The organism is Microbacterium sp. NPDC076911, from assembly GCF_040687125.1.
In the GTDB taxonomy this organism is placed as follows: Bacteria; Actinomycetota; Actinomycetes; order Actinomycetales; family Microbacteriaceae; genus Microbacterium.
In genome coordinates this window covers 180,696-198,871 of sequence record NZ_JBFBMP010000001.1, presented here as the reverse complement: position 1 = coordinate 198,871, position 18,176 = coordinate 180,696, and the positions used below count along the sequence as shown (strand labels likewise).

At 62.9% G+C, this 18,176-nt stretch carries 14 protein-coding genes; 8 read left to right on the top strand and 6 right to left on the bottom strand.

Going from position 1 to position 18,176, the window contains the following annotated elements; all coding sequences use genetic code 11:
* The first annotated feature begins 121 nt into the window (after positions 1 to 121).
* Positions 122 to 1,471 carry a phosphotransferase gene (locus tag AB0O81_RS00925; RefSeq protein WP_363580300.1) on the top strand — a complete coding sequence of 450 codons (1,350 nt, stop codon included), beginning with the start codon at positions 122 to 124 and terminating at the stop codon, positions 1,469 to 1,471.
* A gap of 10 nt (positions 1,472 to 1,481) precedes the next feature.
* Here the strand turns inward: AB0O81_RS00925 and AB0O81_RS00920 are convergent, their stop codons facing one another.
* Together AB0O81_RS00920 and AB0O81_RS00915 are read right to left on the bottom strand one after the other, a co-directional pair.
* The gene (locus AB0O81_RS00920) at positions 1,482 to 4,811 is read right to left on the bottom strand and encodes an ATP-dependent DNA helicase (protein WP_363580298.1); all 3,330 of its coding nucleotides are present in this window, start codon (positions 4,809 to 4,811) and stop codon (positions 1,482 to 1,484) included.
* On the bottom strand, positions 4,808 to 7,936 hold the full coding sequence (locus AB0O81_RS00915) for an ATP-dependent DNA helicase (protein ID WP_363580296.1): 3,129 nt from the start codon (positions 7,934 to 7,936) through the stop codon (positions 4,808 to 4,810). Before AB0O81_RS00915 ends, AB0O81_RS00920 begins: the two co-directional genes overlap by 4 nt.
* A gap of 163 nt (positions 7,937 to 8,099) precedes the next feature.
* Between AB0O81_RS00915 and AB0O81_RS00910 the strand changes: the two genes are divergently transcribed.
* Both AB0O81_RS00910 and AB0O81_RS00905 read left to right on the top strand, forming a co-directional pair.
* The gene (locus AB0O81_RS00910) at positions 8,100 to 8,324 is read left to right on the top strand and encodes a DUF3107 domain-containing protein (RefSeq protein ID WP_363580294.1); all 225 of its coding nucleotides are present in this window, start codon (positions 8,100 to 8,102) and stop codon (positions 8,322 to 8,324) included.
* 12 nt (positions 8,325 to 8,336) lie between these two features.
* Positions 8,337 to 8,627 (top strand): hypothetical protein, encoded by a 291-nt coding sequence (locus AB0O81_RS00905; RefSeq protein ID WP_363580292.1) that lies wholly within the window; start codon positions 8,337 to 8,339, stop codon positions 8,625 to 8,627.
* Between the two features lie 20 nt (positions 8,628 to 8,647).
* Here the strand turns inward: AB0O81_RS00905 and AB0O81_RS00900 are convergent, their stop codons facing one another.
* Positions 8,648 to 9,361: a ferritin-like fold-containing protein gene (locus AB0O81_RS00900; RefSeq protein ID WP_363580290.1), complete on the bottom strand. Its 714-nt coding sequence runs from the start codon at positions 9,359 to 9,361 to the stop codon at positions 8,648 to 8,650.
* Between the two features lie 187 nt (positions 9,362 to 9,548).
* On the opposite strand from AB0O81_RS00900, the gene AB0O81_RS00895 reads away from it, so the two are divergent.
* A complete protein-coding gene (locus AB0O81_RS00895; RefSeq protein WP_363580289.1) occupies positions 9,549 to 11,000 on the top strand; it encodes a DEAD/DEAH box helicase in 1,452 nt (483 codons plus the stop codon).
* 84 nt (positions 11,001 to 11,084) lie between these two features.
* Positions 11,085 to 11,519, top strand: a complete 435-nt coding sequence (locus tag AB0O81_RS00890; protein WP_363580287.1) for an SHOCT domain-containing protein — start codon at positions 11,085 to 11,087, stop codon at positions 11,517 to 11,519.
* A gap of 34 nt (positions 11,520 to 11,553) precedes the next feature.
* Here the strand turns inward: AB0O81_RS00890 and AB0O81_RS00885 are convergent, their stop codons facing one another.
* Positions 11,554 to 12,417: a PHP domain-containing protein gene (locus AB0O81_RS00885; protein ID WP_363580285.1), complete on the bottom strand. Its 864-nt coding sequence runs from the start codon at positions 12,415 to 12,417 to the stop codon at positions 11,554 to 11,556.
* An 89-nt stretch (positions 12,418 to 12,506) separates the two neighbouring features.
* Between AB0O81_RS00885 and AB0O81_RS00880 the strand changes: the two genes are divergently transcribed.
* Genes AB0O81_RS00880 through AB0O81_RS00870 form a run of 3 tightly spaced genes read left to right on the top strand, consistent with a single transcriptional unit; the run spans position 12,507 to position 16,773 of the window.
* Entirely contained in the window at positions 12,507 to 13,529 is a 1,023-nt protein-coding gene (locus AB0O81_RS00880; protein WP_363580283.1) for an endonuclease/exonuclease/phosphatase family protein, read from the top strand.
* Positions 13,530 to 13,567: 38 nt separating this feature from the next.
* Positions 13,568 to 14,974, top strand: a complete 1,407-nt coding sequence (locus AB0O81_RS00875; RefSeq protein ID WP_363580281.1) for an aminopeptidase P family protein — start codon at positions 13,568 to 13,570, stop codon at positions 14,972 to 14,974.
* A complete protein-coding gene (locus AB0O81_RS00870; protein ID WP_363580867.1) occupies positions 14,971 to 16,773 on the top strand; it encodes a gamma-glutamyltransferase in 1,803 nt (600 codons plus the stop codon). The genes AB0O81_RS00875 and AB0O81_RS00870 overlap by 4 nt, the downstream gene beginning before the upstream one ends.
* Here the strand turns inward: AB0O81_RS00870 and AB0O81_RS00865 are convergent.
* Positions 16,770 to 17,456: an alpha/beta family hydrolase gene (locus AB0O81_RS00865; protein WP_363580279.1), complete on the bottom strand. Its 687-nt coding sequence runs from the start codon at positions 17,454 to 17,456 to the stop codon at positions 16,770 to 16,772. The genes AB0O81_RS00870 and AB0O81_RS00865 overlap by 4 nt on opposite strands.
* Positions 17,453 to 18,160 carry a general stress protein gene (locus AB0O81_RS00860; RefSeq protein WP_363580277.1) on the bottom strand — a complete coding sequence of 236 codons (708 nt, stop codon included), beginning with the start codon at positions 18,158 to 18,160 and terminating at the stop codon, positions 17,453 to 17,455. The genes AB0O81_RS00865 and AB0O81_RS00860 overlap by 4 nt, the downstream gene beginning before the upstream one ends.
* Between the last annotated feature and the right edge of the window lie 16 nt (positions 18,161 to 18,176).

Here is an 18,176-nt window from a genome sequence, read left to right as displayed (position 1 = left end):
GCAATAGCTCTCTCCTGCAAGGCTCACCCGTGCACCCATGAATTCACGCAAACAGGGTGTGACTACATACGCCAGGGCGTGGCGTATGGGTTGTCACCGGCACCCGACCTACCCTTGGCACATGGCACGATCACCACTCACTCTAGCCGCGTCCGTGACATCAGCACTTCCCCTCGCAGGCGTAGTACGAGTCGGTGCATTGACCGAAGGCGAAGGTGCCCGTTTCGACTCAGCAATCGCGGAACTCGATGATGGGCGCAGCGTTGTCATCAGGGTGCCCAACGACGATTCTGCTGCTGTCCAGCTGAGCGCCGAGGTGGCGGCGTTGCGCGCGCTGACGGCCGGCGTCCGCAGTTTGCTGCCGTTCCGCGCACCCGAAGTACTTGGTGAGACGACGCTTGGTGGCGCACGTGCTGTGGTCGTCGACTATCTGCCCGGGTATCGGGTTGACGCCGCAGAGTTGCCGCCTGGCCGCGGCATATCGACCTCTCTTGGTGAGGCACTCGCTGCCCTTCACGCGTTACCTGTGTCGATCGTGCGTGCTGAGGGGCTCCCGGTGCGGCTGCCGCAACAGGTGCGCACCGACGTGTCACGCCTCCTCGACCGCGCAGAGACCACTGGTCGGGTTCCGGACGGCTTGGTTGCTCGTTGGCGCCGAGCGGCCGTCTCAGAGTCCGTGTGGCGCTTTGAATCAGCCGTTGTCATTGGGAGCGGCGGTGCGGCATCGTTCATCTTCGATGATGTCGATGACGTTCCCCAGGTGACGGGATTGCTGGATTGGCACGGTCTTGCCGTCGGCGACCCCGCCGCTGACCTGCACTGGCTTGCTTCTGCACCTGATGCAGCAGAAGACATCTTTGCCGCGTATGTTGCGGGCAGCGATCGAGCACCTGACGCACTGTTTCGCGCCCGCACCCGGCTTTACGCCGAACTCGAGTTCGCCAAGTGGTTGGTGCATGGGTACGACACTGGAAGCGACGAAATCATGAGCGATGCTCAGTCGTTGCTCGAAGCGCTCGACGCCAGCACGACGGGCGATGAGATTGTGCCGAACATCTCCGCGAACGTCGACGGCACGCTCGCTTTTCTCGACGATATTCCCTCGTCGCAGGCCGGGGTCGACACCTCAATGCAGACTGACGCATACGACGCCGAGGAGCTTGCCCAGTGGGTAGCACGCGAAGCTGGGCCGCCGTCGCCCGCAGACGACTCCGATGACAGTCTGGGCGTGCGGGACGACTCTGAACTCTCCGATCACTCAGCGACGGCGCCCATCGATGTCGACGAAATGCTCCGCGAGCATCGTGCCTCATTGGAAGCCACCGACGATCCCGCCGTGAGCCCCGAGCGACAGGCAACAGACACGGCTCCCGCTGAGGCGAGTGCCGTTGAGCCAGAGAATGACGACGCCCACGCGGCAGAAGCTGAGCGCGCCTCCGACGCGGCTCTGCGTCGCTGGCTTTCGGAGTAGGCACGCCTCGTCAGTTGCGCACGATGACTCCATCCGCAACGTAGTAGAGCGCGACGTCTATCTGCTCGATGGGTACGCCGTGCTTTGCGTGGTACGCACGTCGATACAGCTCGAGTTGCAGCATCCGCTCCTCACGTTCTTGCTTTGACTTCGGCGAGCGACCTGTCTTCCAATCCACGATCTCAATGCGACTATCGCGGTCGGTGCGGCGATACACCGCGTCAAGTTTGCAAATCACGACGTGTGGCGTGCCATCCAAGTCGGTTTCGGTGAAGTTGATTTCGGTCTCTACCTCAATCGGCGTCAATTCTGCCCACTCTGACTGCAAAAAGTTCTCGCGCAGGGCGTCAAGGGCAGCAGCATCGTCATCGGATGTTTCGCTGTCAAACGTGTCTTCGTCGCTTTCCCAAAGGGCATCGTCAATGGAACCGCCGAGGCCTGTCTGACCCGAGCGGTGTTCCACCCAGGCGTGAAAGAGCGTGCCCAATCGTGTCTGCCGAAAGGGCCGCTCGGGCAAAGGCCTTGCCAGTCGGGACAGAGTTCCGTCGTAGTCCGCGACGAAATCCTTGTACCGTGAAGCGGCAATTCGAGCCGGTGCGATTCGACGAACCGCCGCTCTGCGAGACTCGCGCTCGGCAAGCAACAGCGCAACGTCTTCGTCTGGGGCGGGTCTTTCGCCCTGCATCGCATCAGAGACCTTTTGTGCGGCAGCCAACACTCGCTCTCTGCGCTCCCCCAACGGGTCGATTGGCCACTGGAGCAAGCGTCGCTCGCCAGAATAGGGATTCTCGGCAGGCGCCTGATCAACTACGTCGATGTCGAGCGAGGCAGCTACTTCAGTGAAGAACATGCTCGGCACCCGAGGTGCTTTGGTGCCCGACCAGAACGATCCGCTCAGCATCAGGTGGTCGCGCGCACGAGTAATCGCTACGTATGCGAGGCGGCGGTCCTCCTGCAACTGGCGTGAGCGATTCTGCGTGACGAAGTCTTCGATAGCAGTCTTCAGCTCCTGTTGGGTCGGTGAATCAGCGGCGCTCCACTTCAGCCGCGGAAGCCATTGGGCATCGCCGCGGAATTCGTAAGGCAGCACGCCGAAACTCAGCCATGCCTTGGTATCGCGCGCCGCACTCGGCAGTTCGTCTTTGACCAGTCGCACGACGGCTACGGCGTCCCACTCCAAGCCCTTTGAGCCATGGATTGTCAGCAGTTGGACGACGTCGTCTTCGGGCGGCTCTGTGCGCGGAGCAAACTCATCGAGTTGCTCGGCATGATCGAGCCAAGCGAGCAGGCTCGTCAGCGATCCTGACTCATCTGCTGCAAGAAAACCATGAAGCTCATCAACGAAAGCGCGCAACTGTGCCGAAGCAATTCTCGCGGGGCCCCGTGCGGAGTTTGCTGCGAGCTCAATATCGAGGCGCAGCTCGCTCTCAATAATGCGCACGAGTTCCGGAATCGGGGCGCCGACCGCCTGACGCAGTCCCGCAAAAACTGCGCCGGCCTCACGCAACCGTTCACGAGCTGCTTCGGTGAATCCCGCCAACCAGCCGTGGTCACTCTTGTGGCGCACGATGAAGTCGAGCCCGTCGGCCAGTGAACCGCCCTCATCACCCGCGCTCGACCTGATCCGCTCCAGAATCTCGGGAGCAAGTGGCTGCAACGCGGCGTCGTGACGAGCGATGCGGCGACTCAGCGCGGCAAGTTCACGCAGATCGGGCAAGCCGATAGACCAGCGTGGTCCGGCAAGAAGGCGGATCAACGCCGAGCCGGCGGCGGGGTCGCTGATCACCCGCAGAGTGCTCACAACGTCAACGACTTCGGGTGTTGATAGCAGCCCGCCGAGTCCAAGAATTCGATGTGGGATGCCGCGGCGGCCCAAGGCGTCGCCAAATCTGACCATGTGCTTCTTACTGCGAAACAGGATCGCGCCCGTGGTCGAACGCCCACCAGCGGCGCGCTCGCGACGCACACGATCGAACCAGTCAGCCACTCGCGATGCTTCGGCATCTATGTCGTCGTCAAAGGCAAGCTCGACGACCCCGCTTGGCGCGCCCGGACGTGGCAGCAGCTCTTGGACAGGCACCGCAGCGGTCGCCGCGAGTGGCTCAAGCACCGCGTTCGCCGCGATAAGCACTCGGGCGCTGTTTCGCCAACTCGTTCGCAGCGCGAAGTGATTGCACGCACTTCCTGGCGAGAAAGCGGATGCAAATCCACCGAGGTTGCCCGCGCTCGCGCCACGCCACCCGTAAATGGCCTGGTGTGGGTCTCCGACCGCCATCACCGCCGTGCCGGCGAACAAGGAAGCAAGCAGATCGGTCTGAACGACCGATGTGTCTTGGTATTCGTCGAGGAGCACCACTTTGAACCGATCACGAAGCTCCGCCGCGACCGCATCGTGACTGCCGATCACCTCAAGAGCGCCTGCAACTTGATCAGAGAAGTCGATGACACCGAGACGACGCTTCTGTGAGGCGTATTCCTGAGCGAGATCCGCAAGAAGACTCAGCGCCGACACACGGTCGGCGGCGAGCGAAACATCGGCATAGACGACGGTGCGCTTACTCGTCGAAGGTCGCTCCAAGACTGTCGAAAACTGCTCCGGAAACGCTCGCAACGAGTCGAGGTCGACGAGATTGTCGACGCCGTCTCGAGCGATGCGCAGCGCGGCATCCACAATGCTGCGCACCGCCTCCCCGCGCTGTTCCAAGCGCGGGTCGTCAGAAGCGAAAACTACGCGTCGCATCAAGAGCCACGCCGCTGACTCCGACAAAATAGCGACCTCGGCATCCCTGCCGATGCGCACTGCGTGTTCTCGGACAATCTGATCGGCGAAGCTGTTGTACGTAGCGACGGTCGGTCGCTGCAGCAAAGCGTCGCTCGATATCTCTTTCGCCACAGCCCCCGTCTCGGCAGCTAGTGCGTCCATCGCCGCATGCCGCCGGTGAGTGGCATCGGCAACATTGGCGCTCTCGCGCTCGAGCACACCGAAGATGTCGAGCCGCCCTGCCGCGTGCAACTCAGGCAACTGAGCGAGCAAGCCCATCGACTCGAACTCTGCCAGCCGCTGTAGGCGTCGTTGGATTCGTTCCGCTAATTCGCCTGCCGCTTTGCGGGTGAACGTGAGCCCCAGCACCTCGTCACGCCGGACCAAGCCATTGGCCACCAACCAGACAACGCGCGCCGCCATAGTTTCGGTCTTGCCACTGCCAGCGCCAGCGACCACCAAGGCTGGCGACAGCGGCGCTTCGATCACCGCAAGCTGTTCGTCGGTTGGTGGAAACTGACCGAGCGCGGCAGAGATCGCGCGTGCTGACAGCATCGATGTGAGGGCGGAGTTAGTCATGAAGCGCTCACCGAGCCGATTGTGTGAATGCGACACAGCCCGTACGTGTGGTCGTCTCTGCAGTGCTCTTCGTACGGGGCTCGAAATGACGTGCCGCGCATCACCCAGGCCGCGTTCCTCACGCGGCTGAGAAACTGCTCCCGGCGCTCGTCATCAAACGGCGGTTGCCAGGGTTCAACGAAGTCGGCCTTTTTGGCGCTCGGGCGCAGCACCAGCAGCTTTGCTCCGCCCGGCGGTAACTTATCCACCCCGGCAATGGCACCGTCGTCGAAAGCCAACTGGTAGGCAGCGAGCTGGGGGTTGTCGATCACCTTGGCATCGGTCTGCGGTTCACGCTTGCCCGTCTTCAGATCGATGATCACGACAGTGCCCTCAGGTGTGAGCTCGACGCGGTCGATATAACCCGACAAGATCACACCATGCTCGAAAGAACCTGCGTCTTCGAGAGCAATCGAAACCTCAAAGTGTGGCTCCGCAGTGAGCAATGTGCCGCCAGAAGCATCAAAGCGCCGAAGATACAGGTGAAGACGCCGCACAAGGTCCTTCGCGCGCGTCTGCTCAGCACGATCTCGCCACGCCGCTTCGAAGTCGAGTTCCCCCCACCGAGCAGCGACTTCTGCCCACAGACTTGCTTCATCAATGCCCTGCGCGTGTTCCAGCGCCGCGTGAATGATGGTGCCGAGGCCAGCCGTCGCGCCGCCTGGATCGCCGCCCAGATCGCCAATCACCCAGTTGAGTTCGCACTCTTCGAGGGTGTGCAGTCGCGACGGCGAGACCCGAATGTCTTCGCGATCCAGATCACGCAGCGGGCCCATAGAGCTCACCGGGGCCACGCCGAACCATTGCTCGGGTGCCGCCCCCGCCACTCGCGCGTCAGCCAACAGCGCGAGCTGACCGGCGGCATGTTCTGCTCGTTTCGCTGACAAAGCATCGACCACCGCTCTGCGGTGCTGCGCTACCACGCCTCGCAGTGAGAGCGGGTGATCGACGGCGAAATGTTCAGCGTCGGGCAGAAACTCAAAAAAGACGCTCGGCCCGGCGTCGTCGTCGTCCACGGCCGTCACCACGACGCGGCTGCTGGCGCGAGACATCGCTCTAGCGAGCAAGCGCAATTCGTCGTGCATGGCTTCACGACGCCGGTCGAGCGTGTCGACCGGGTCTGCCTCACCGGCCCCCGTGGCCAGCGCCGCACTCAGGCGCCACGTTTCGAGCACACTGCCGCGAAGCCGGGTGTTCGGCCATACGCCCTCTTGCACTCCTGCCACAAATACCGTGTCAAACTCCATCCCCAGCGCGCCTGCCGGGGTGAGTACCCTCACCGCATCGTCGCGCGGCGGTGCGTCAAGGCGATCCTCGGCGACGTCACTGTCGAGAAGACCGCGCACGAAAACCCTCGGATCGGCATCGAGCGAGCGTTCGACGAAACGCTTTGCCGCCTGAAATGCCGCAACTACGGCGTCGAGGTCACGATGTGCTTGCTCGGCGAGCGGACCGTTTCCGCGTGCCGCCTCAGCCCAAGGCCGCTCCAGGCCACTGCGCTCCCAGGCAGTCCACATGAGCTCATGGGCTGTCGCCCCCTTATTTAGGTCTTGGCGCAGAACCTCGAGCGTGCGGGCCAGCACCGCTGCGCGCCGGGCCTCCCTCATGTCGATCAGGTCGAACTCGATCGGGTTGCGCATCGCCGAAAGCAACAGCTCGCGGCCCGATTGCTCCGAGCTCTCTGCGAGTGCAGCATGACGCAAGGCCGCACGCAACCGGCGCAGGTCGATGGGATCGAGTCGGCCGTAGGCGCTCAGCAACAACTCCGTCGCGTCGTCGTACGTCCAGCTATCGCGCCCCGCGAACTCAATCAATCGCAGCAGATCACGCACCGGTCGCAACACACCGAGCGCTCGACCGGGCCCGCTCGCTCGCGCGGGAACGTCCCGCGCTGTCAGTTCTGCTTCGAGCGCAGCAACCTGCCGCGAGTCGTGAGCGATCACCGCACATTGTCCCCACTCGATGCCGTCGTGCACATGACGTTCGCGTAGCAAGCGCGCAATGGCGTCATACTCTTCGGCTGACGAGCGAAGTAACAACGCCCGCACCGTTGAATCTGGTGCAGCACCGACGGTAGGCGTGCGGTGGGCCACAACGCCGACCGCACCAATCCGCTGAGTGATGCGCCGCACCACATCGTTGTTCCACTTGCCCCCGCGGTGTACGTCAGAGAGCACAAACAACTGACCAAGCAAACCAGTTAGTTGTGCAAAGTTCGCTGGCGTGGCCCCGCGGAACGTGCCTGAGCCCACATCGGGGTCGCCGAAGGCGACCACAGCGATGCCGCGCTCGCGCGCCGCCGCGATCAGCTCCACTCCGCCAAGGGTCAGTTCCTGGGCATCGTCGATCACGATCACCTGCAGACGGTCTATCGCCTCGATCCCGGGGCCAGCCGTGCGAAGAACGTGCACTGCCTCACGCACCAGTCCGGCCGCATCGCGATGTGCACCGCGCATGTCGCTGCGCACCTGCAGGTATTCGCCGAAGAAGGATCCCAATGAAACCCAGACCGGCCGATCGCTAGCCTCGCCAAGCGCACGCAATCGTTGCGGATCGATTCCGAGGGTCGTGCACTCTGCGAAGAACGCACGCACCTCTGCTCTGAATCCCGGTGTCGATCGAATGGGTGTGCTCAACCAGTCGGGCCAACGGCTCGACTCATCTGTTTCGTCCTCGGCGTCGCCGTCAAGCAGATCCGCAATGATCTGGTCTTCGTCACCACCCGTGAGCAACTGGGGTGGCGCATCGCCCGATGCCACGCAGGCCGCGCGTACCAGCCGAAATGCGAACGAGGTAAGCGAACGAGCAAGCGGGCCCGAAGTTGCGCGTCCCACGGCGAGAGCCAGCTCGTCTCGCAATGCCGTGGCGGTCTGACGAGACGGGGTGAGAACGAGCACCGAATCGGGATCGAGCGCATCGTCCCCTCGTCCAGACGTCAGTGCAGCGACCCGTGCGACGAGCGTTGTTGTCTTGCCCGATCCTGGCGCACCGACCACAACTGCAGAACTCAACGCATCAAGCTCAACCACGGCGGTCTGATGTGCATCCAGATTCATCTGCCGTCCCCCGGCCATGCCATTGCCCACATGTCGACCGTAGTCGTCACGTCCGACACGACCACACCACCGTGGACCGCACGAACGTTCGCCTAGAGCGTTCGTATCGACGGGCGGTGCACCTGTCAGGGTGTCGTAGAGTTGCCATGCGCGCGGGAACCACCGGCGCACCGGCACGAAAGAGGACAGTCACGTGGAGATCCGCATCGGCATCGCAAACACCGGACGCGAGCTCAGCTTCGAGACCAACGAAACGGCAGCGGACGTCAGGAAGTCCGTCGCGAGCGCTCTCGACGCAGGAGCGACTCACGTGTCGTTCACCGACGTCAAGGGCAACTCCTACATCGTTCCCTCAGCGGGACTGGCCTTCGTCGAGATCGGCACTGAAGAGTCACGCCGCGTCGGCTTCGTAGCCTAAGTAGCCACTCCAATGCAGATCATTCTTGCGCTCGTCGTAGGCGCGAGCATCGGTGCTGGCATCCACTTTCTGGTGGGCGATCGCTACACCCGTGGCGTCGCCGTTGCGCCCATCCTCGGTGCTGTCACGGCGGTGATCGCGTGGGCGATCCTCACCTGGACCGGGGTCGGAACAGATAGCTTGTGGCTCTGGCTTTCGATGATCGTCGTGCCAGCCGCGGTGACCTACCCAGCGATCGTCGTGCTGGCGAAGCAACGTGTCGCCCACGATGCACGACAGCAAACCACTCTGCGGATCGGCTGATCACGCAGGACGAGAATCGGTCACGCGGCGAGGCCCATCGCGTCCATACGACGAGAATGCGCGGCCATCAGCTGTGTGAAAACCGGTTCGACTTTCTCTACGTCCGCCGCACCTAGCGAGCCGGGGCGCAGTGCCGATCGTGCGATCAGCAGTGTGTCGCCCACGAGGCGTCTACCCCACATCGCCAAAAGTGATCGCCATTCTTCGTCGCTGGCAATGGCGCGACCGATGATCTCGACGATCGCGTCACGATCGTCGTCTGCCCGCAGAATCTTTGACACCCGCGTGCCGGTGTCGCCATAGCTGGCCGAGAGTGAGAGGTAGAAATCGTCGAGCATGCCTGCGGTGATGTGCACCGAGAGCATCGTCTCAAATGCGCGAACTCCGTGGGTGGCGCGACGAAACGCGTCGAGCGATTCCCGGAACGGCAACATGAGCGCCGTCGGGTCAGTGCCGCGATGTCTGATCAACGCGACAAGCGCCTCATGCTTCGTCAACGCGGCTCCAGCAGCCCGTGACAGCGACTCTTTATCAGCGAGCTCGGGAGTGTGAGCGATCAACTCGCTCAACGTCTCAAAGAAGCCCAATTGCAAGTAGGCGGCCTGCCCGAGAAAGGTATCGACGTCAGGAGCGAGCTCTTCGAAGTCAACGCGAAGCGCACCATTCTGATCGTCTCGGGAGCGCAGTTGAAGCTTTCGTCCCACCTCACGCCGCTGCCAAAACCAATTCACCACGCCGTTCAGCATACGGCGCGGCGTCCATTCAGCACTCCTCCGCTATTCTGGGAGTCGTCCCGGCGTTGGATCGGGGCCCCCGCGCCTGTGGCAAGAGAGAAGGCGTGGATCGCACTTCCGCCCGCGTGGAATAGACCGCGCCAGGGCATCGACCAGGCAGCATCTCACTGCCGGACAGGCTCACATCGTGACCACCTTCGCCGAACTCGGCGTCGACCAGGACATCCTCGACGCACTTGCTGCCAAGGGCATCGTCGAGGCATTTCCCATCCAAGAACAGACCATCCCCCTCGGCCTTCCGGGGCAAGACATCATCGGCCAGGCCAAGACCGGAACGGGCAAGACCTTTGGCTTCGGCATCCCTGTCGTCCAGCGGCTCGGCCTCAACCCTGAGCCGGGCGTCAAAGCATTGATCGTCGTACCAACCCGCGAGCTGTGTGTTCAGGTGTTTGAAGACATCGACATGCTGACACGCAACCGCGGGACGAGCGTCGTGGCCATCTATGGCGGCAAGGCATATGAAGGTCAGATAGACCAGCTCAAGGCGGGCGCCCAGATTGTCGTTGGCACCCCTGGACGTCTGATCGACTTGAACAACCAGCGCCTGCTCGATCTCTCCAACGCCACCGAAGTGGTGCTCGACGAAGCTGACAAGATGCTTGACCTCGGCTTCCTTGCCGACATCGAGAAGATCTTCACCAAGGTCGCACCGGTGCGCCACACTCAACTTTTCTCAGCCACCATGCCAGGACCGATCGTTGCGCTAGCGCGCCGATTCATGTCCAACCCGATCCACATTCGTGCGACCGACCCCGACGAGGGCCTCACGCAGGCCAACATCGAGCACCTCGTGTATCGCGCACACTCCCTCGACAAAGACGAAGTGATTGCCCGCATTCTGCAGGCAGAGGGTCGCGGCAAGACCGTGATCTTCACACGCACCAAGCGCGCCGCGCAGCGGCTCGTCGATGAGTTGGGCGACCGCGGCTTCAATGCGGGCGCCGTGCACGGTGATATGAGCCAAGAGGCGCGTGAGCGTTCAATGGCAGCGTTCAAAGCAGGAAAGAAAGACCTGCTGATCGCAACCGATGTCGCTGCACGAGGTATCGACGTTGACGACGTGACGCACGTCATCAACCACACCATCCCCGACGATGAGAAAACCTACCTTCACCGTGCTGGCCGAACCGGTCGTGCCGGCAAGACCGGTATCGCAGTCACCTTCGTCGACTGGGAAGACTTGCACAAGTGGGCACTGATCAACCGTGCGCTCGAGTTCGGCCAGCCCGAACCCGTTGAGACGTACTCCTCAAGCCCTCACCTGTTCAGCGATCTGAACATTCCCGCGGGCACCAAGGGGCGCATCGTGACCGCGCCTCGAGCGCAGACCGCGAAGACGAACGATTCATCCTCGTCAAGCCGTCCCCCGCGCCGGCGCGGCCGGGGAGGTTCGTCTTCAAATACGCAGACCGCTGAAGGCAGCGCATCTGCTCCCCACTCAGAGCGCGCCGCAGAGGGTGCAGGCACTCACGATGGCGGCGGCGCCGAACACCACGATGGAAAGTCAGCACCGCGCCGCCGTCGTCGCCGTCGCGGTGGCGGATCGACCGGCACACCGAGCGCTCCCGCGAGCGCGTAGTTCTCAGAAACCTCCCAGGCAAGCTAAGATTGCACGGAGGCGGCGCAGGTGGTGCCGCACGCTTGCATGTAGAAAGGCACAAACGTGCGATTTATTGAAGCTGTCACCACGGGATACGAGTACCAGGGTTTCTGGGGCTCTTTCTGGGACATCATCTGGTGGTTCCTCCTCATCTTCGTCTTCATGGCGTACCTGTTCGCACTGTTCGCCGTTATCGGCGACCTGTTCCGCGATCACAAGCTCAGTGGCTGGTGGAAGGCAATCTGGATCATCTTCCTGATCTTCGTGCCGTTCCTGACTTTGCTCGTCTACCTGATCGCTCGCGGCAACGGCATGGCCCGTCGCAGTGCGAGTGCAGCGAGCGAGATGAAGGCGGCCCAGGACGAGTACATCAAGTCCGTTGCTGGTGGAACCGGCAGCAGCCCTTCGGAAGAGATCGCCAAGGCGAAGGCTCTTCTCGACGCTGGCACGATCACGCAGGCCGAGTACGACGCGATCAAGACCAAGGCACTCGCCTGATCTGACGCGCCATAGGTGCAAGCGCCCTCGTCTCCTACGGGTAGACGGGGGCGCTTCCTGTTGCGCGGTCGATGATTCGCGCGACCATCTCGTCAGCCGTCGTGTTCTCGCCGGGGAGATTCGGCTTGCCGAGGCCGTGGTAATCGCTAGATCCGGTGACGATCAGATCGCGCTCATCACACAGCCTTCGAAGTGTGCGCGTTGGAGCGGGAAGGTTCTCGCGGTGCTCTAGTTCGAATCCGCCCAGACCGGCATCAAGCATGTCATCGACCAAAGCTTGGGGCAGTGGGCGTTCACGCGCTGCCGGGTGGGCGATGATCGGCACCCCGCCCGCCGCCACAATCAGCTTCGTGGCAGACAACGGGTCAGGCGCGTAGAGCGAAACGTAGTAGTCGCCGCCCGGGTGCAGAATGCGGGCGAACGCCTCGGTGCGGTCCTTCACGAACCCGCGAGAGACCAGAGCGTCCGCGATGTGTGGCCTGCCCACGGTTGCTCCGGCCGTGGTGTGGGCGAGTATGTCGTCCCAGGTCAGATCCATGTCTCGAGCGATGCGTTCAGCCATGTTGCGAGCACGGTCGAGTCGCGACGAACGAATCTTCTTGATGAGCTTTCTCATGGCCACATCGTCGGGATCAAACAGGTAGGCAAGTATATGCACGCTCTGCCATTCATGCTTCGCAGAGAGCTCCATGCCAGGGATGAAGGTCATATCGAGGGATGCTGCCGCCTGCGCGGCTTCAGCCCAGCCTGACGTGGTGTCGTGATCGGTCAACGCGGCGGTGCGGAGTCCGTGTCGGTGCGCAGCCGCCATCACCTCCGCCGGGGGCTCCGTGCCATCTGACTGCGCCGAGTGCAAATGCAGGTCGCTCGGACCGTCGAACCGTTGCAATCGAGGCATCTTTCGACAGTAGCGCTGAACCGACTCTTCCCTGTCTTCTCACGCGCGCCGCGGACCGATCTCACAGGCTGCTCACGTAGAGTCACGACGTGCTTCGCCTGCTCGGAATCCTCATCACAGTGGTGTGTGCGATAGCGGCAGCAGTTCTCACCTGGCCGTCCTTTTTCCGCGTCGATCGCATCTATCCCATCGCGCAGATCATCTCGTTTCGCAGCGTGCTTCTTGCGGCCTTCATCGCGGTAACGCTATTGATGCTGCTAGTAGCACTCGTGCGCCCGATGCGTGCCTTCGCCTTCTCGCTCGCACTCGTATTCGGTCTCGCGTCCGCGGCGAGCGGCGCCATCTTGCTCACACGAGGTGTGAGCGGCACCGATGCACTCCCTGAGCAGACCGACACAAGTATTCGTGTGATGACATGGAATACCGCAGGAGACGCGACACCGCCCGAAACCGTGGCAAAGATCGCCGTGGCCATGGACGCCGATATCGTCGCTCTGCCCGAGACCACCATTGAGACTGGCGAAGCTGTCGCCATCGCGATGCGCGGACTCGATCATCCCATGTGGGCACACCACACTGAGTATGGTGACGATGGTTGGGATGCCAGTTCGACCACTCTGCTCATCTCTCCCGCACTCGGCGACTACGCCATCATCGAGTCATCACTCGAAGGCACGAGCAACACATCGACCCTCCCCAGTGCCGTAGCGATGCCTACCGACGGTTCCGGCCCGACGGTCGTAGTCGCTCATGCCGTCGCGCCTCGCGAAGCGTACATGGACAGCTGGCGGTCGGATCTGCAGTGGTTGGCAGACCAATGCGCCGAGGCAAATGTCATTATGGCGGGCGATTTCAACGCGACCGTCGATCACTTCGGTGGTCTCGGAACCAACGGCGGAACACTAGGCGATTGCCACGACAGTGCCGTCGACACTGGCAGCGGTGCAGTCGGAACATGGCCGTCGTCGATCAGAGCCCTTGCCGGAGCGCCGATCGATCACGTCATGGCCTCTTCGCACTGGGTTGCCACCGGCTCGGTGGTCTTGCGCACTCTCGATGGCTCGGGGTCTGACCATCGTCCGCTGATCGTGCAGCTCGAACCGGCTGAATAGTCCTGTCTACGGAACGGTTTGCGTGCGAGACTTGAAGGATGAGCACGACAGGCAATTCCAACACCGAGGCCGCAACAACCACGACCAGCACTAACCGTCGACAGCCGTACGGCCAGGGATTTCTAGACACCATCTCGTCAGGTTGGGCACAGCGCCCCGATCTGACCCCGCCTCGGCGCGAGCAGGCGCCCTTCGCAGCCGCCCGACGCGAAACGCTCTCCCGCATGTTTCCCGGTCAACGCCTCATCGTGCCCGCTGGCGACCTCAAACAACGCAGCAACGACACCGACTATCCGTTTCGCGCGCATTCAGCGTTTTCACACCTGACGGGCTGGGCCTGCGATGCGGAGCCCGGGGCCGTTCTGGTGTTCGAGCCCACCGGCGAAAGCGGTCACGAGGCCACGCTCTACTTTCGGGAGCGAGCAGATCGCACCACGGCGGAGTTCTACTCAGACGCGTCGATCGGCGAGTTCTGGATCGGCCCTCGCCCTGCCCTCAACGGCGTCGCGACTGAGCTCGGAATCGCGACCGCGCATATCGATGGGATCGAGTATCGCGACGGAGACCTCGTCGTAGACGAGGATCCCGCGCTCACGCGCGCGGTGTCTGAGCTGCGCCTAGTGAAGGATGAATACGAAGTCGCCCAACTGCAACTCGCGGTGGACGTCACCGCGCGCGGATTCGATGACATTGTCTCGAACTTTCCCGCGATCATCGCGCACTCGCGCGGAGAGCGCCTCGTTGAGGGCGTGTTTCATACCAGAGCGCGCAGCGACGGGAACACGGTCGGCTACGACACGATCGCCGCATCCGGCCCCCACGCCTGCTATCTGCATTGGACCCGCAACGACGGTGCCGTGATGCCGGGCGATCTCATGCTCGTCGATGCGGGGGTGGAGGTCGACAGCCTCTACACCGCCGACATCACGCGCACGTTCCCCGTGAATGGCACTTTTACCGACGTACAGCGCAAGGTATACGAGGCGGTGCGTGAAGCCGCAGACTTCGCGTTCGCCTCGGCACGCCCCGGGGTCACGTTCCGATCGGTTCACGATGCTGCCATGACAGTCATCGCGGCCCGTGTTGCAGAGTGGGGTCTTCTACCGGTCACTGCTGAAGAAGCGCTCAAGTCCGACAGCGGTGGTCACCACCGCCGATACATGGTGCATGGCACTAGCCATCATCTGGGCATCGACGTGCACGATTGCGCGCAGGCACGACGAGATCTTTACTACGACGGAGTGCTCGAGGCTGGAATGGTGTTTACCATCGAGCCCGGGCTGTACTTCCAGATTGATGACGTGACCGTTCCAGAGGAGTATCGCGGGATCGGCGTGCGCATCGAAGACGACATTTTGATGACCGTTGATGGCCCCGTCAATCTCTCCGCGGCAATCCCACGCACCGCCGACGAGATTGAGGCGTGGATCGCGCGCCTCGCGTGAGTTTTACTGAGCCGTCACCGTTCACCACGCGCCCGACTTTGTCGGGCACATTCGGGATGGCCGCATCTACGCATTGGCTCGCCAGCGCGACAGCTCAGGCCGTTTTGGAGCGGGGCGGCAACGCCTTCGACGCAGCGACCGCCGCGGCGTTCGTATTGCACGTGGTCGAGCCCCATCTCAACGGCCCAGGGGGCGATCTCGTCGGAATTATCCGGAGAGCGGGTTCTGACGAACCACGGGTGCTGATGGGACAAGGCCCAGCCCCGGCTGCCGCCACAATCGAGCACTACCGCTCCGAGGGTCTTGACCTCGTCCCCGGAGCCGGTGGCCTGGCCGCCACTGTTCCTGGCGCCGTCGATGCGTGGCTGCTGCTACTGCGTGACCATGGCACGTGGGAACTGCGGGACGTGCTGTCGTATGCAATCGGCTACGCCCGCGATGGGCATCCGATCCTGGCCGGAGCCGCCGCAACAATTGCTCGTGTGGCTGGCCTCTTTCGCAGCCATTGGACCACCTCTGCTGACCTATGGATGCCACACGGTGTGCCGCCGCAACCCGGCGAGGTGGTCTTCAACCGGGCGTATGCAGACGTTCTCGATTCGTTGACGAATGTGGCGTGCACAGTGAGCGACGGGGGGCCCATCGGGCGCGCCGCGCGAATCGACGCTGCGCGAGAAGAGTGGAAGACCGGCCTCGTCGCCCAGGAAGCGTCGAATTTTCTTGCCACACCACACCGACACTCTGCGGGCGGCCATCATGCTGGCGTTATCACGCTCGCAGACTTCGCGGCCTTCGAAGCCAGCTTCGAGCCAGCGATCACGATGCCGTTTCGTGGCTTCGACGTCTCAAAGCCGGGCGCCTGGACCCAGGGGCCTGCTCTGTTGCAGACCCTCGCGATGCTTGAGCCGCTGAACGATGATTCGCTCGATCCTTCCCAAGAGCGAGGCGCCCACACGATCATTGAGGCGCAGAAGCTTGCGCTCGCCGATCGCGACGCGTGGTTCGGTGACGGCGAGGTTCCCCTCGACGCTCTGTTTGACGCTGACTATGTTGACTCGCGGCGCAGCCTGATCCGAGAAGCAGCCTCACAGGAGTTTCGGCCCGGGTCGCTGGATGGGCGCGCGGGATTCACGCCGCCGTTGCGCACCTCTGACGAGTTCACCGCCGATGTGACAACCGGCGAACCTACTGTGGCGAGAAATGGCGACACGCGTGGCGACACCTGCCACCTCGACGTCATCGATCGCTGGGGAAACATCATCTCTGCCACCCCTTCAGGTGGCTGGTTGCAGTCCTCCCCCACCATCCCCGCTCTTGGCTTCTGCTTGGGCACACGACTGCAGATGACGTGGCTCACGCCCGGCTATGCATCATCGCTGGTGCCCGGGCGGCGCCCGCGCACGACACTCACCCCCACACTGGTTTCGCGAGACGGGTCTGCGGCATTTGCCATTGGGACCCCCGGCGGCGATCAGCAAGATCAGTGGCAGCTGTTAGCCCTGTTGCGAATGATTGTCGGCAAGTACTCACCACAAGAAGCCATCGATGCTCCCGCGCTGCACACCACCGCAATGCCAGAGTCGTTCTGGCCGCGAACGTGGACTCCCACAGGCGCCGTGGTTGAAGATCGCCTCGGCGACGCTTTGATCGCAGGACTCGAGCGCCGTGGTCACCGTGTCACCAGAGCGGGTGACTGGTCGTTAGGAAGGCTGTCTGCGGTTGGGCATGATGCTGCGTCTGGGCTGCTCTGGGCGGCAGCGAATCCTCGTGGAATGCAGGGCTACGCAACAGGCCGCTAGCGGCTCGCCCGCATCCACGGCTCAATCACCGCAACAAGGCCAGCGGCAATCTCGTCGGCAGGACGCTTGTTGCCTTTGACCTCGAACGAGTGCCCACCACCCGTGACCCAATCGAGGCGAGCGTTCTGGCACGACGCAACTGCTGTCTCAAGCTGGTCATGGGGATCAACGAATGGGTCAGCTGTGCCTGACATGAACAGCTGCGGTTGCGATATCTCGGCGAGATGTGCGGTGCGCAGTTTCGAGGGTTCACCCGGCGGGTGCAGGGGGTAACCCAGGTACACCAAGCCCGCCGGATCGATCGCGCTCTCGGCTGCGGCCATCGACGCCATTCGGCCACCGTACGACTTTCCCGATGCGAAGAAGGGCAATCCGCCTGTCGGCGTGAACTCGGCCATAGCAGCCCAAGTAGCCACGGCGTGCGAGGCGGGACCAGGCATGCGGCGTCCTGCTTGCGAGTAGGGAAAATTGAATCGCACGGTCGCGATTCCGGCCGCGTGCGCGGCGGTCACCAGGCCGTCGAAGAATGGATGCTGCGCGGTACCACCTGCACCGTGTGCGACCGCGAGCCAGGCCCACGCGTTATCTGGCGCGCCACACCACGCCGATACCGACACGACGCCCTTCGGAAGCGAGACCGAGACCAGAGATTCGATCTCCGCTATCGATGCCTCATCCGTCATGCGCGATCCGTGTCGTGTCCTGTCGACTTCTCATCCTTCACAGCAGCATCCGATGTCGGCTCGGCCGGCGGAGTGATGCGCTCACCATAGCGAGGCGGCTCTTCACTCTGAGGTGGCGCCTGCGGGGTCGGCCGAGGGTCGGTGGTGGGCGGAGTCGGGGCCGCTGCCTTCTCGGACGCTTTCTTGTTTCGAGAACGCTTCTCAGCCGCGGGCGCTGCGCCATCAGCGGTCGCGACTCCCCCGGCAAGGGCTTGTCGGGCCTTTTGAAAGCTGGCCGCGGCGACCGTGACTTCATACTGGTCAGCCACGACGGTGGTCACCGAGGCAAACGCTCGCCGACGCCGAACAAATGCGAAGGTGACCAGGCTGAGCATCATGCCGATCGCGACGCCGACAAAGAGCACACCGACGAACGCCTGCACGGGAACATCGGTGGTGCCCAGCAGAAGGATCGCGGAGAAGAGCACACCGAGCAAGACACCGTTGATGGCACCAGAGCGCGCCGCGGTGGCATAGCCCAACTTCCCAGTGATGCGTTCCACCGAGCGCAGGCCGAGCCCGACGATGGCAATGTCGCGCGCGGGAACCTCGGCAGCTATCAGGGTTGAGACAGCCTTCTGGGCTCGCTCGTAGGTGGGAAACGTAACGAGAGTCCGGCCGACCTCGTCGACTCCCTGGGGAAAGCGTCCGCCGATCATGGTCATGGCTCTATCCTCCCAT

Coding starts and splice junctions, on each gene's coding strand:
- AB0O81_RS00925 (WP_363580300.1), top strand. CDS start 122: ATGGCACGATCACCACTCACTCTAGCCGCGTCCGTGACATCAGCACTT.
- AB0O81_RS00920 (WP_363580298.1), bottom strand. CDS start 4,811: ATGACTAACTCCGCCCTCACATCGATGCTGTCAGCACGCGCGATCTCT.
- AB0O81_RS00905 (WP_363580292.1), top strand. CDS start 8,337: ATGCAGATCATTCTTGCGCTCGTCGTAGGCGCGAGCATCGGTGCTGGC.
- AB0O81_RS00885 (WP_363580285.1), bottom strand. CDS start 12,417: ATGCCTCGATTGCAACGGTTCGACGGTCCGAGCGACCTGCATTTGCAC.
- AB0O81_RS00875 (WP_363580281.1), top strand. CDS start 13,568: ATGAGCACGACAGGCAATTCCAACACCGAGGCCGCAACAACCACGACC.
- AB0O81_RS00865 (WP_363580279.1), bottom strand. CDS start 17,456: ATGACGGATGAGGCATCGATAGCGGAGATCGAATCTCTGGTCTCGGTC.
- AB0O81_RS00860 (WP_363580277.1), bottom strand. CDS start 18,160: ATGACCATGATCGGCGGACGCTTTCCCCAGGGAGTCGACGAGGTCGGC.